The following is a 14,117-nucleotide window of genomic DNA, read 5'->3' on the forward strand; positions in this document are numbered from 1 at the left end:
ACGCAACGGCCTTCTCTCATCCCGCAGTCAGGCCCAAATCAAACCACGAACTGCTCCGCATAGTGACAAGCCACCTGCCGGTTATCCACCATACGCAACTCCGGTACTTCAACGACACAACGCTCCGTCGCATACGGGCAACGCTTGTGGAAAGCACAGCCCGACGGCGGATTCAGCGGGTTGGGCAACTCCCCGACGATCTTGATCTTCGGCTTCAATGGATCCGGATGAATCGTCGGAGTCGCCGACAGCAACGCCTGGGTATACGGGTGCAGCGGACGATTGTAGATCTCCTCCTTGGGCCCCATCTCCGCCGGACGCCCCAGATACATCACCAACACCGTATCGGCGACATGGCGCACCACCGCCAGGTTGTGCGAAATGAACACATAACCGGTGTTGAATTCCTGCTGCAGATCCATGAACAGGTTCAATACCTGCGCTTGAATCGACACGTCCAGCGCCGAAGTCGGCTCGTCGGCGACCAGCACTTTTGGTTGCAGCATCATCGCGCGGGCAAGGGCGATACGCTGACGTTGACCACCAGAGAACATGTGCGGATAGCGCTGATAGTGCTCAGGCCGCAGACCCACCTGCTTCATCATCGCCTGCACTTTTTCGCGGCGCTCGGCCGCAGACAGCTTGGTGTTGATCAGCAGTGGCTCGCCCAGTTGATCACCGATCTTCTGACGAGGGTTCAGTGAGGCATATGGGCTCTGGAACACCATCTGCACGTCCTTGCGCAGTTGCTTGCGTTGATCCTTGGTCGCGCCGGTCACTTCTTGCCCAGCGATTTTCAGCGAGCCCGATGAAGGCTCTTCGATCAGCGTCAGGGCGCGGGCGAGGGTGGACTTGCCGCAGCCGGATTCACCGACCACGGCCAGGGTCTTGCCGGCCTCCAGTTCGAACGACACCCCGTTGAGGGCGCGAACCGTGGCATGTGGCTTGAACAGACCCTGGGATACATCGTAGTGACGGGTCAGGTCACGGGCGGTCAATACGATCTCGCTCATTACGCCACCTCCTGATTCAGCGGAAAGAAGCAACGGGCCAGGCTTTGGACTTTAGGGTCCAGCGCCGGGCGTTGCTGGCGGCATTTTTCCTGCACATACGGGCAGCGTGGCGACAGCAGGCAGCCGCTTGGACGGTCGTAGCGACCGGGAACGATGCCCGGAAGCGTCGACAATCGCGCCGCACCCATGCTGTGCTCGGGGATCGCCGCCAGCAGCGCTTCGCTGTAGGGGTGCGCGGGCACGTCGAACAGGCCCGGGACCTGACCGACTTCCACCGCCTGACCGGCATACATCACGCAGACGCGCTGTGCGGTTTCGGCCACGACGGCCAGGTCGTGAGTAATCAGCACCAGCGCCATGTCCTGCTCTTTCTGCAGGGCCAGCAGCAGGTCCATGATCTGTGCCTGGATGGTCACGTCGAGCGCGGTGGTCGGTTCGTCGGCGATCAGCAATTTCGGTTCGCCGGCAATTGCCATGGCAATCGCCACACGCTGGCTCATGCCACCGGAGAGCTGGTGCGGGTAGGCGTCCAGACGCTGTTCAGCGCCTGGAATCTCGACCTTTTTGAGCAGCTCAAGAGCACGTTGACGCGCCGCGCGGCCAGACATGCCCAGGTGCGCACGCAGCACCTCCTGGATCTGGAAGCCCACGGTATAGCTGGGGTTGAGCGCGGTCATCGGGTCCTGGAAGACCATCGACAGGTCCTTGCCAACGATCTGCCGACGCTGACGCGAGCTCAGTTTCAGCATGTCCTTGCCGTCGAATCTCAGGGAGTCGGCGGTGACGATGCCGGGATGATCGATCAGGCCCATCAGCGCCATCATGGTCACGGATTTACCCGAGCCCGATTCGCCGACGATCGCCAGCACTTCGCCTTTGTCCACGGCCAGGTCCAGGCCATCGACGACCGGAGTGGCAGTGGCGTCGCCGAAACGAACGTTGAGGTTGTTGATTTCTAGAAGTGGCATTCGGACGTCCTCAGGCGGCGTTCTTGAGTTTCGGGTCCAGCGCATCGCGCAGACCGTCGCCCATCAGGTTGATTGCCAGCACGCTGAGCAAAATGGTCAGACCCGGGAGGCTCACCACCCACCAGGCGCGTTCGATGTAATCGCGGGCCGAAGCGAGCATGGTGCCCCACTCAGGCGTTGGCGGTTGTACACCCAGACCCAGGAAGCCCAGTGCCGCGGCGTCGAGGATTGCCGAGGAGAAGCTCAGGGTTGCCTGAACGATCAGCGGTGCCATGCAGTTTGGCAGCACGGTGATGAACATCAGGCGTGGCAGGGTGGCGCCAGCCAGACGGGCAGCGGTCACGTAGTCGCGGTTCAGTTCGCCCATGACCGCGGCGCGAGTCAGGCGCACGTAGGACGGCAGCGAGACGATGGCGATGGCGATCACGGTGTTGATCAGGCCAGGGCCAAGAATCGCGACGATGGCAACGGCCAGCAGCAGCGAAGGCAGGGCCAGCATGATGTCCATCAGACGCATGATGGTGGGCCCAAGGATTTTCGGGAAGAAACCGGCCAGCAGACCCATGAGGATCCCCGGAATCAACGACATCACCACCGACGACAAACCGATCAGCAGCGACAGACGCGAGCCCTGGATCAGACGCGACAGCAGATCACGGCCCAGCTCGTCGGTGCCCAGCAGAAACTGCCATTGGCCGCCTTCGAGCCAGACCGGCGGGGTCAGCAGGAAGTCGCGGAATTGCTCGCTTGGGTCATGGGGTGCAACCCATGGGGCGAAGAGGGCGCAGAAAACCACCAGCAGCATGAACGCCAGGCCTGCGACAGCGCCTTTGTTCTTGGAAAAATGCTGCCAGAACTCTTTGTAAACGGACGGGTAGAGCAGGCTTTGATCGACTGCTACCACGGGAGTAGATGTGCTCATAAAAAGTGATCTCAGCGCTGGTGACGAATGCGTGGGTTGGCAAAGCCGTAGAGGATGTCCACCACGAAGTTGACCAGAATCACCAGGCAGGCGATTAACAGGATGCCGTTCTGTACGACAGGGTAGTCACGGGCGCCAATGGCTTCGATCAGCCATTTGCCGATACCCGGCCAGGAGAAGATCGTTTCGGTCAGTACGGCACCGGCGAGCAGTGTGCCCACCTGCAGGCCGAACACGGTCAAGACCGGGATCAGCGCGTTGCGCAGGCCGTGGACAAAGACCACGCGAGCCGGCGACAGGCCTTTGGCCCGCGCGGTGCGTACGTAGTCTTCACGCAGCACTTCAAGCATCGAGGAGCGGGTCATCCGTGCGATCACCGCCAGCGGAATGGTGCCCAGCACGATGGCAGGCAGGATCAGGTGACGCAACGCATCGATGAACGAGCCTTCTTCATCACTGAGCAGAGTATCGATCAGCATGAAGCCGGTTTTTGGCTCGATGTCGTAGAGCAGGTCGATACGACCCGATACCGGGGTCCAGCCCAGCGATACCGAGAAGAACATGATCAGGATCAGACCCCACCAGAAGATCGGCATCGAGTATCCCGCAAGCGAAATACCCATTACCCCATGGTCGAACAGGGATCCTCGTCGCAAGGCCGCGATGACACCTGCCAGAAGTCCGATGATGCCAGCGAATATCAGCGCCGCAATCGACAGTTCCAGGGTGGCCGGGAACAGCGAAGTGAATTCGGTCCACACGCTCGTGCGCGTCCGCAGCGATTCGCCCAGGTCGCCATGGGCGAGCTTGCCGACGTAATCGATGTATTGCGCATAAAGGGGTTTGTTCAGGCCAAGACGTTCCATGGCTTGGGCGTGCATTTCCGGATCGACCCGGCGTTCACCCATCATGACTTCGACCGGGTCGCCCGGAATCAGGCGAATCAACGCGAAGGTCAGCAAGGTGATGCCGAAGAAGGTGGGTATTAGCAACCCCACTCGGCGAGCGATAAAACTAAACATCTTCTCGTGTACCTCATCTGCCGGTTAGGCGTGTACTGGCGGGTCTGCGGTAATGCCTGGTACGACACGTCCTGACACTCGGTGATGCTGCGTTAAAACCGCCTCACCTTCGCGTCAAAACATTTCGTACGAAGCCTGGAGCCCGCCAGATTCTTCTTCTACTTCACTTGGGTGGTAGCGAAGTTATTAGTGGTGAGAGGGCTAATGTGATAACCCTCTACGTTCTTGCGCATTGCGGTAAACATCTTGGTGTGCGCCATGCTGATCCATGGCTGATCTTCATTGACGATCGCCTGTGCCTGCTCATAGAGGGCAGCGCGTTCGGCCGGGTCGGTTTTTTCCCGAGCCTGATCGATCAACGTCTGGAACTTCTGATTGCACCAGCGCGCGTAGTTTTCGCCGTTTTTGGCGGCCTCGCAGCTCAGGTTCGGGGTCAGGAAGTTGTCAGGGTCGCCATTGTCGCCTGCCCAGCCAGCCGACACCATGTCGTGCTCGCCGTTTTTCGCCCGTTTGAGCATTTCGCCCCATTCCATGACGCGAATATCTAACTTAATGCCGATTTTTGCCAAATCGGCCTGCATCATTTGCGCGCCCAGCATCGGATTCGGGTTGGTCGGACCACCGCCGTTGCGGGTGAAAAGGGTAAAGACTGTGCCGTCCGGAACGCCTGCCTCCTTAAGCAAGGCACGTGCCTTGTCCAGGTCGTGCACCGGGTTTTTCAGCTCTTTGTTGTAGCCCAGCAGCGTGTCCGGATACGGGTTGACCCCAACGGTGGCGTTGCCCTTGCCGAACAGTGCGTTGACGTACGCCTCCTTGTCGAAGGCGATTTCAATGGCCTTACGCACGCGCACGTCACTCATGTACTTGTGCGTGGTGTTCATCGCGATGTAGGCGGTGGTCATCGCGTTCAATTCTTCGACCTTCAGGTTCGGGTCGGTCTTGATGCTCGGGATGTCATCGGGCTTGGGGTACAGCGCGATCTGGCATTCATTGGCCTTGAGCTTCTGCAGGCGCACATTGTTGTCAGTGGCGATGGCCAGGACCAACGTGTCAGCCGGCGGCTTGCCACGGAAGTAGTTCGGGTTGGCCTTGAAGCGCACTTGCGCATCCTTGGCGTAACGCTGGAAGACGAACGGCCCGGTGCCGATCGGTTGACTGTTCAGACCTTCGGTCTTGTTGGTTTTGAGCAATTGATCGGCGTATTCGGCCGAGTAGATCGAAGCGAACGCCATGGCCACGTCGGCGAGGAACGGTGCTTCGCGACGGGTCAGGGTGAATTTCACGGTATTGTCGTCAACCTTCTCGACGTTCTTGAGCAGCTCCTTGAAGCCCATGCTCTCGAAGTACGGAAAACCCACGCTCGATTGCTTGTGCCATGGATGGTTCGGGTCCAGCTGACGCTGGAAGCTCCAGACCACGTCATCGGCATTCATGTCGCGCGTCGGCTTGAAGTAATCGGTGGTGTGGAACTGGACGCCTTTGCGCAGATGGAACGTGTAATTGAGCCCGTCTTCACTGATTTCCCAAGACTCGGCCAGCGCGGGCTCGATCTCGGTGGTGCCGGGCTTGAAATCCACCAGACGGTTGTAAATGGTCTCCGCTGCCGCATCGGCGGTAACGGCGGTGGTGTACAGCGCCGTGTCGAACCCTTCCGGGCTGGCTTCGGTGCAGACCACCAGGGGCTTGGCCGAAACGCCGACCGCGACGCTGAACAGTGCCAGTGCGACTGCGTTGCGCAATGTTGCGAGTTTGACTGTCGATTTCAAGTAAACGCCCTCCGCAAGTGATGAAGCCATTACTGAGTGGGTGTTTCGGGGCATTAAGTTCTGTCTGGAAACTGCCCCGAAACTGCCCACGGTTGTGTGATTACAGGATGTTGAACGGAATCGTGGTCACCAGACGGAACTCGTTGATGCTGCCGTCAGCCTGGTTGGCGCTCGCACGGTGGGTGGTGTAGGTGCCGCGCATGGTCGAAGCCTTCAGCGGCCCGGACTGCATGGTGTACGAGGCACCGACGCCGTATTCATAGTGGGTTTCACCATCCATGCCGCGTACGTCATAGGCGGTGCCCTTGTAGTGGGTACCGTCGATGTCGAAACCGCGCGCCTGGTAGACGTTGAATTTCAGGCCTGGCACGCCATAGTCGGCCATGTTCAGCAGGTAGCTCAGCTGTACCGACTTCTCGTTCGGTCCGTTGAAGTCCGAGAGCAGGGAGTTGGCCAGGAAGATGGCGTTGCTGTCGTGGATGTAGTCGAAGTAGGTATCACCCTCGACTTCCTGATACGCGATGCTGAAGCTGTGCGCCTTGTGGGTTGCGGTCAACGACAAGCTGTAGGTGTCGTTGTCGATCGGGCCCATTTTCTTCTGGCCGGAATCTTTGGTTTTGTAGTAGTTCAGGTTGGTCGACAGACCCAGAACGTCCGTGTCGCCCATCTCGTGCAGGAACGAGAAGTAGTACTGGTGCCAGAAGTCCTCGACGTTGGAGGCGTAAAGGCTGGTGGTCAGGCTCTTGAAAGGCTTGTAGTCGATGCCGGCCATGTCCACCCGATCCGCTTCGATGTTCGCGTTGGCGGTGTACTCGGAGCGGAACTTGGTCAGGCTCTGCTCGGAGCGCGGCGAAACGCGGTCGAAGCTGCCGGCAGTGAACGACAGGTTGTTGAATTCTTCGCTGAGCACGCTCACGCCTTCGAAGCTCGATGGCAGCGCGCGGTTGCCGATGTAAGCCAGCACCGGAGTGTTGAGCGACTGACGGCCTGCGGTCAGGGTGGTATTGGAGATGCGGGCCTTGATGTTGCCAAGGCCCAGCTTGCTCCACTGACCGACCGCGTCACCGTTGTTCCTGGTGAGAGTACGGTTGGCGCCGCCCATCAGGTCGTCCTTGTCCCGATCCAGCGCTACAGCGTTGTAGACCGCCATCTGCGTGGCGAAGCCGACAGTGCCTTGAGTGAAGCCTGATGTGTAGTCAACGATGGTGGCCTGTACCCAGTTGATACGGCGGGGATCACGATCGACCACGGCACCGTTTTCGCTACGGCTGAAATTGCCGCCGCGACGCAGCAGTTCGTTGGAGTACCAGTTTCTGGTCGAACCCGTCAGTTTCGAATCCTCCAGAAAACCTTGGGCTTCGCTCTGAGCGTTGTTTGTGGCCAGGGTCGTCGGAACGAATTCCTGACTGGTTGGCTCTGCCTGAACCGCGATGCTTGAGGCGAGTGCGGATAAGGCGAATACAGCAGTGCTGACTTTTTTCACGTTTTGAAGCTCCCTATTACATCTTTATAGAGGCCGGTTTTTATGGGTGGACCGGCTTTGATGAAACGGCCTTGTGGGCCTTTTTTCGCTCGTTCCGCGGATCGCGGATAAAGCAGTGCCAAAGGCGAAAATCACCTGTGGCACGGTTGTGCGGGTTTATCTGGCGATGCTGACGCCCGAGAAGTTGTTGCGACCGAAGGGGCTCACTTCGAAGCCCTCGACCTCGGCGCGCAACGGCTGGATGACGGTCGAGTGGGCAATCGGCGTAATCGGCACCTGACTCTTGAGGTAGTGCTGGGCCTGCTTGTACAGGCTGATGCGCTGGTCTTTGTCGGCTGTGGAGACGGCGGCCTTGATCAGCGCGTCGTATTTCTCGTCGCACCACATCGAATAGTTGTTGCCGCCGATGGACGCGCAGCTGTAGAGGGTGCCGAGCCAGTTGTCCGGATCACCGTTGTCGCCGGTCCAGCCGATCAGCGAGATATCGTGCTCGCCGTTTTTGCTGCGCTTGAGGTACTCGCCCCACTCGTAACTGACGATGGTGGCCTTGATTCCAACCTTGGCCCAGTCCGCCTGGAGCATCTGCGCCATCAGCTTGGCGTTGGGGTTGTAGGGACGCTGTACGGGCATGGCCCAGAGTGTCAGTTCGGTGCCTTCCTTGACGCCGGCCGCGCGTAGCAACTCGCGGGCTTTCTCGGGGTTGTAAGCCGCGTCCTTGACGGTGTCGTCATAAGACCATTGGGTCGGCGGCATGGCGTTCTGTGCCAGTTGGCCTGCACCTTGATACACAGCGTCGATGATGGCCTTCTTGTCGACCGCCATGTCCAGCGCCTGACGTACCTGCAGGTTATCCAGTGGCGCGTGACGCACGTTGTAGGAGATGTAGCCGAGGTTGAAACCGGGCTCCTCGACCACTTTCAGTTGTTTATCGGCCTTGATCGACTCAATGTCGGCCGGGCGCGGATTGAGGGTGACCTGGCATTCGTTCTTCTTGAGTTTCTGCACGCGCACGGACGCGTCGATATTGATGGCGTAGATCAGTTGGTCGATCTTTACCCGACTTGGGTCCCAGAACTGTTTGTTGGCGACATAACGGATCTGCGAATCTTTCTGATAACGCTGAAAAACGAAGGGTCCGGTTCCAATGGGGGATTGGTTTATTTCACGAACGTTGCCAGATGCCATCAGTTTGTCAGCATATTCAGCGGAGAGAATTGACGCGAAGTTCATCGCTATATTCTGAATAAATGCCGCATCTACTTTGTTCAGGGAAAATACAACTGTCATTGGGCCGGTTTTTTCGACGGACTTGATGTTCTTGTCCAGCCCCATGCTGCTGATGTAGGGGAACTCTGTCGGATACGCGACTCGAAACGGATGATCTTTTTGCAGCATGCGGTTAAAGGTGAATAGCACATCGTCGGCATTGAAATCGCGGGTCGGTGTGAAGACTTTGTTGCTGTGGAATTTCACCCCTTCACGTAAATGGAAGGTGTAGTTCAGGCCGTCCGGGGATATGTCCCAACGGGTGGCCAGGGCAGGTACCACACTGGTCTGGCCACGTTCGAACTCGGCCAGGCGGTTGTAGATGGGCTCGGCTGCATCGTTATCGGTGCCCGATGTGTATTGGGCGATATCGAAGCCGGCAGGACTGCCCTCGGAACAGAAGACCAGACTTTTGGTAGCAGCTTGGGTCGCCGAAATAGTGGCTAATAGCCCAGCAGTTAGCAGCGAACTCACGACAATGTGTTTACGCATGACAATCCTTATCGTCTGAAGCGTGACGCACCCTTGAAATAGTCGGAAAACCGTCGCAATCGTTTGCGCAAAGAGGTATTCCGATCAGGAAACCCGACCGATAGATGTACGACAAATATCAGATGCGGGAACTTGAAACGGTATGTCCGTCAAGCCGTACAGTAAATACTTCTGATTGCTTAAAATGTTGTAGGAAAAGTGAATCTCATCAGTAGGCAAATTCTCGCTGTCGCAGATTTACTTATCTAACGATATTTACTTGCATCCATGAATCAAACACATAACGACGCGGTCGCGATACCCGAAGGTAACGCGACCGTTAAGTCAGAAAAAAGTATTACTTACCGCTGACGCTCACGCCGTAGAACGAGTTCAGACCGAATGGGCTGATCTTGAAGTCCTGAACTTCCTTGCGCATCGGCTGGTAAACAGTCGAGTGTGCGATCGGAGTCATTGGGACGGCATCCTTGAGCAAGTGCTGAGCCTGTTTGTACAGCTCGGTGCGCTTGGCCTGGTCAGTGGTTTCCTTGGCTTCGTGGATCAGCTTGTCGAACGGCTGGTCACACCACTTGGCAAAGTTGTTGCCGTTGACCGCGTCGCAGCCGAACAGGGTGCCCAGCCAGTTGTCCGGGTCACCGTTGTCACCGCTCCAGCCAATCAGCATTGCGCCGTTTTCACCAGCTTTGGCGCGCTTGATGTACTCGCCCCACTCGTAGGAGACGATCTTGGCGTTGATGCCGATCTTCTTCCAGTCGTTCTGGAGCATCTCGGCCATCAGTTTGGCGTTCGGGTTGTACGGACGTTGAACCGGCATCGCCCACAGGGTGATTTCAGTGCCTTCCGCCACGCCTGCCTTTTTCAGCAGTTCCTTGGCCTTGGCGATGTCGTACGGTGCGTCCTTGATGGTGGTGTCATAAGACCACTGGGTCGGCGGCATGGCGTTGACGGCCAGTTGGCCCGCGCCTTGATACACCGCGTCGATGATGGCTTTCTTGTCGACAGCCATGTCCAGGGCCTGACGAACTTCCAGCTTCGACAGTGGGTTCGGCTTGCTGTCGCCCTTGATGGTCGGCATCACGTTGTAGGCGATGTAACCCAGGTTGAAGCCCGCCTGATCAGGCATCTTCAACGCAGGGTCGGCCTTCAGCGGCGCGAGGTCGGCGGGACGCGGATAAGCGGTGATCTGGCACTCGCCTTTCTTCAGCTTCTGTGCACGAACCGAAGCGTCGGTGGTGATGGCGAAAATCAGGTTGTCGACTTTGACGTCTTCAGGCTTCCAGTAATCCTTGTTTCCGGTGAAACGGATGTTGGAGTCTTTCTGGTAGCTCTTGAACACAAAAGGACCAGTGCCGATAGGCTTCTGGTTGATGTCTTCAGGCTTGCCTTGCTTGAGCAACTGGGCTGCGTATTCAGCGGACTGAATGGAAGCGAAGCTCATGGCCAGGTTCTGGATGAACGCGGCGTCAACCACACCCAGGGTCATCTTGACGGTGTGATCGTCGACCTTCTCGATCTTGGTGATGTTGGTGTCCATCGCCATGTCGGTGAAGTACGGGAATTCGGTTGGGTACGCCTTACGGAACGGGTCGTCCTTGTTGATCATGCGGTTGAACGTGAACAGCACGTCGTCGGCATTGAAGGTACGGGTCGGTTTGAAGTACGGCGTGGTGTGGAACTTGACACCTTCACGCAGGTGGAAGGTATAGGTCAGGCCGTCCGGGCTTACGTCCCAGCTGGTGGCAAGGCCTGGAATAACGGCGGTACCGCCACGTTCGAACTGGCTCAGACGGTTGAAAACGGTCTCGGCCGAAGCGTCGAAGTCGGTGCCGGTGGTGTATTGACCTGGGTCGAAACCAGCGGGGCTGCCTTCGGAGCAGAACACCAGATTCGATGCTGCATGAGCGAAGGGAGCGCTGGCGATCAAACCTGCGCCGAGTAGAAACGGAATGACCGCTTTTTTGAGCATGGTGGCCTCAGTTGTTGTCATTTTTTGGATGAGGGTACGACCTTGTGGGTCGGCCCCGCGGATACTTATGCAGGCGCCATACCCAAAGCAAGATGGTGGCGCCAAACAAGTGTCAAAGAGTGGCACGAACGTACACGAATGTCGCAAAAGTATAATTTTTGACGCTGTTGAACGTTTGCGTGTCGCATATCGGTATCTTTGTTGCGCTTTTAGGGTGCGTCGCGAAGTGGCGAATGCACCCGTTTGTATCGCAAGTGTTACTCGGCTGTTGCTTTCTGATGGTGCTATTTGGCCATGCTCACGCCATAGAAGGGCGTCAGGCCGAACGGGCTGAGTTTGAAGTCCTGCACCTCCTTGCGCATGGGCTGGAACACCTTGGAGTTGGCGATCGGGGTGATCGGCACGTCGTTTTTCAAAATGTTCTGCGCCTGCTGATACAGCTTTATCCGCTCATCACGGTTGCTGGTCAGCTTGGCCTGGGTCACCAGCTTGTCGTAGCTCGGATTGCACCATTGCGCATAGTTGCTGCCCTTTACCGCCGCGCAGCTGTAAAGCACGCCGAGCCAGTTGTCCGGATCCCCGTTGTCACCCGTCCAACCATAGATCATCACATCGTGTTCGCCAGCCTTGGCGCGTTTGATGTACTCGCCCCACTCGTAACTGACGATGTTGGCCTTGATGCCGATCTTCGCCCAGTCGGACTGAATCATTTGCGCTGACATTCGCGCGTTCGGGTTAGAAGCGCGTTGCACGGTCATCGCCCACAGGTTGATCTGCGTGCCCGACGCAACGCCCGCTTCTTTGAGCAGCTGTTTGGCTTTTTCGGGATCATAGGGCGCGTCCTTGATATTCGGGTCATAGCCCCATTGCGCAGGTGGCAGGGCGTTTTGCGCCAGCTGACCGGCGCCCTGGTACACCGCCTTGATGATCGCAGGCTTGTCGATGGCCATGTCCAATGCCTGACGCACTTTGAGTTGATCCAGCGGCGGATGGGTCACGTTGTACGCGAGGAAGCCGAGGTTGAAACCCGGCTGACTCAATACCTTCAGGTTCGGATCTTTCTGGGCTTCTTCGATGTCCTGCGGCCGCGGATAGCCGCTGATCTGGCATTCGCCGGTCTTGAGTTTCTGCAGGCGGGTGGCGGCATCGGTGTTGATCGAGAAGATCAGGTTGTCGAGCTTCACATCCTCCGGTTTCCAGTAGTCCTTGTTGCCGACGAAGCGGATCTGCGCGTCTTTCTGATAGCGCTTGAACACGAACGGACCCGTGCCGATGGGCTTCTGGTTGATCTCTTCGGCCTTGCCTTGCTTGAGCAACTGCCCGGCGTACTCCGCAGACTGAATGGAAGCGAAGCTCATCGCCAGGTTCTGGATGAACGCGGCGTCGATGTTATTCAGATGAAACCTGACAGTCTGCTCGTCGACCTTCTCCACCTGTTTGATGGTTTTGTTCATGTCCATGTCGGTGAAGTAGGGCGACTCAGACGGGTAAGCCTTGCGGAATGGATCGTCGGCATTGAGCAGACGATTGAAGGTGAACAGCACGTCGTCAGCGTTGAATTCGCGGGTTGGCTTGAAGTAGTCGGTGGTATGGAATTTCACCCCTTTGCGCAGATGGAAGGTGTAGGTGAGGCCATCGTCGGAAACCTCCCATTGGCTAGCCAGACCCGGCTCGACTTCCGTACCGCCACGCTTGAATTGTGTGAGACGGTTGAAGACGGTTTCAGCTGAGGCGTCGAACTCGGTGCCGCTGGTGTACTGACTGGGGTCGAAGCCCGCGGGGCTTGCTTCGGAGCAATACACCAAGGTGCTGGCAGCCTGCGCCGAGGGCACACAAAGCGCCATCGCAGCAGCCAGAAGCAGGGGTTTGAAGGTTTTCTCCATGTGAACCTCGTACAAATGCGGCATTCATGCCTGAAATCATCGTGTGATGATAGACAGCGCAGAATGCCGCAGGGTGGAGAGATCCGACAAGAAAACCATTAGATCGATTGGATCGACCTCAAAGCCTGTAGACAGGCATTCCAAGGCTCGGTTGGCGATAGCTGGAATGCTACCTGTGCAGGCGATGTGCAGGCGAAAAGAGAGCAGCAGCGCCAGGCCATGCCTGGCGCTGCGCTTGATCAGGGAATGGCGACTTCGATCGTGCCATCGGCGGTGACGCTGACCTGGCTGGTGCCGGCTTCGACATCGGGTGTGGGCGCCGCATCGGCGCGAGCGGCTTTCATCATCATGACCGGCGCGCGCATGTAAGGCTGCGGGTAACCCGAAGTATTTAGGTTGAGGTTGACCACTTTATAACCGCTGCCGCCGAGTGCCTCGGTGACCAGCTGTGCCCGGGCCTTGAAGGCGGTGACAGCGTTTTTCAGCAGCGTGTCTTCGCTGGCTTTGCGCGCCGGATTGGAAATGGAGAAGTCCATGCCGCCCATTTTCATGTCGCTGCCCAGCAGCTCCCCGGTCAGTTTGGACAGGGCAGCAAAATCGGGGCTCTCCAGACGCAGTTCGGCGCGCTCACGCCAACCGGTGATCTTCTGACCTTTGTCGTCGTAGATCGGGTAGCTGTTACGGCTGCCCTGGCGGATGGTCACTTCCTTGACCTGCCGTGCCTGGCCCAGTGCCTTGTTGAGGGTTTCGGTGACTTCGGCGGCCAGTTTTGCAGGGTCGGTATTCTGCGATTCGGTGTACACGGTGACAGTCATCAGGTCGCGCTGGACTTCCTGGTTGACCTCGGCGCGCACGGACACCTGATTGTAATGAACGTCTTCGGCCATGACGCAGGCGCTGGCCAGCGTGGCGGCGCCAAGGGTGAGCAGTGTGGCGGTGGGGCGAAGGCTGAACATGTAAAACTCCTTGTTTGGCGAGCCGTTCGACGCATGGTGGAGGTGCCGTCGGACGGATGCCCTTCAGACTGTTATCCCAGGATCTTGTTCCGGAGCCGCAGCGGAATTACCTTTTCATTTGTAGGCGCCGGCTTGCCGGCGAACGCGGGGTGTCAGGCGATTTATGTGCCACTGACCCACCGCATTCGCTGCCGTCGTAACCTCCGACGTCTCCTACAGGATCTGCAGCATGCCGGAGTGGGTATGCACATGCGCGCCCCCCTTGTAGGCGCCGGCTTGCTGGCGAACGCGGGGTGTCATGCGACTCATATGCCACTGACCCACCGCATTCGCTGCCGTCGTAACCTCCGACGTCTCCTACAGGATCTGCAGCATGCCGG

Annotated in this window: 10 protein-coding genes; all 10 read right to left on the reverse strand. The window is 58.0% G+C overall.

Features of this window, described 5'->3' with window-relative positions; genetic code table 11:
* Positions 1-38 precede the first annotated feature (38 nt).
* Complete coding sequence (locus tag ACRER8_RS16535) at positions 39-1,013, reverse strand: peptide ABC transporter ATP-binding protein (RefSeq protein WP_431747300.1); 975 nt, start codon at positions 1,011-1,013, stop codon at positions 39-41.
* Positions 1,013-1,981, reverse strand: a complete 969-nt coding sequence (locus ACRER8_RS16540) for an ABC transporter ATP-binding protein (protein WP_431747301.1) — start codon at positions 1,979-1,981, stop codon at positions 1,013-1,015. Before ACRER8_RS16540 ends, ACRER8_RS16535 begins: the two co-directional genes overlap by 1 nt.
* Positions 1,982-1,991: 10 nt before the next feature.
* On the reverse strand, positions 1,992-2,903 hold the full coding sequence (locus ACRER8_RS16545; RefSeq protein WP_431747302.1) for an ABC transporter permease subunit: 912 nt from the start codon (positions 2,901-2,903) through the stop codon (positions 1,992-1,994).
* Positions 2,904-2,914: 11 nt separating this feature from the next.
* Entirely contained in the window at positions 2,915-3,925 is a 1,011-nt protein-coding gene (locus ACRER8_RS16550) for an ABC transporter permease subunit (protein ID WP_431747303.1), read from the reverse strand.
* Positions 3,926-4,083: 158 nt separating this feature from the next.
* Entirely contained in the window at positions 4,084-5,691 is a 1,608-nt protein-coding gene (locus ACRER8_RS16555; protein WP_431747304.1) for an ABC transporter substrate-binding protein, read from the reverse strand.
* A gap of 100 nt (positions 5,692-5,791) precedes the next feature.
* Positions 5,792-7,174, reverse strand: coding sequence for an OprD family porin (locus ACRER8_RS16560; RefSeq protein ID WP_431747305.1), 1,383 nt, complete (start codon positions 7,172-7,174; stop codon positions 5,792-5,794).
* Between the two features lie 156 nt (positions 7,175-7,330).
* Positions 7,331-8,932 carry an ABC transporter substrate-binding protein gene (locus ACRER8_RS16565; protein ID WP_431747306.1) on the reverse strand — a complete coding sequence of 534 codons (1,602 nt, stop codon included), beginning with the start codon at positions 8,930-8,932 and terminating at the stop codon, positions 7,331-7,333.
* Positions 8,933-9,269: 337 nt separating this feature from the next.
* The gene (locus tag ACRER8_RS16570; RefSeq protein ID WP_431747307.1) at positions 9,270-10,898 is read right to left on the reverse strand and encodes an ABC transporter substrate-binding protein; all 1,629 of its coding nucleotides are present in this window, start codon (positions 10,896-10,898) and stop codon (positions 9,270-9,272) included.
* A gap of 284 nt (positions 10,899-11,182) precedes the next feature.
* Positions 11,183-12,781 carry an ABC transporter substrate-binding protein gene (locus ACRER8_RS16575; protein WP_431747308.1) on the reverse strand — a complete coding sequence of 533 codons (1,599 nt, stop codon included), beginning with the start codon at positions 12,779-12,781 and terminating at the stop codon, positions 11,183-11,185.
* A gap of 239 nt (positions 12,782-13,020) precedes the next feature.
* Entirely contained in the window at positions 13,021-13,737 is a 717-nt protein-coding gene (locus ACRER8_RS16580) for an SIMPL domain-containing protein (protein ID WP_431747309.1), read from the reverse strand.
* Between the last annotated feature and the right edge of the window lie 380 nt (positions 13,738-14,117).

The sequence above is a fragment of the Pseudomonas sp. genome (genome assembly GCF_050739935.1).
Taxonomy (GTDB): domain Bacteria; phylum Pseudomonadota; class Gammaproteobacteria; order Pseudomonadales; family Pseudomonadaceae; genus Aquipseudomonas.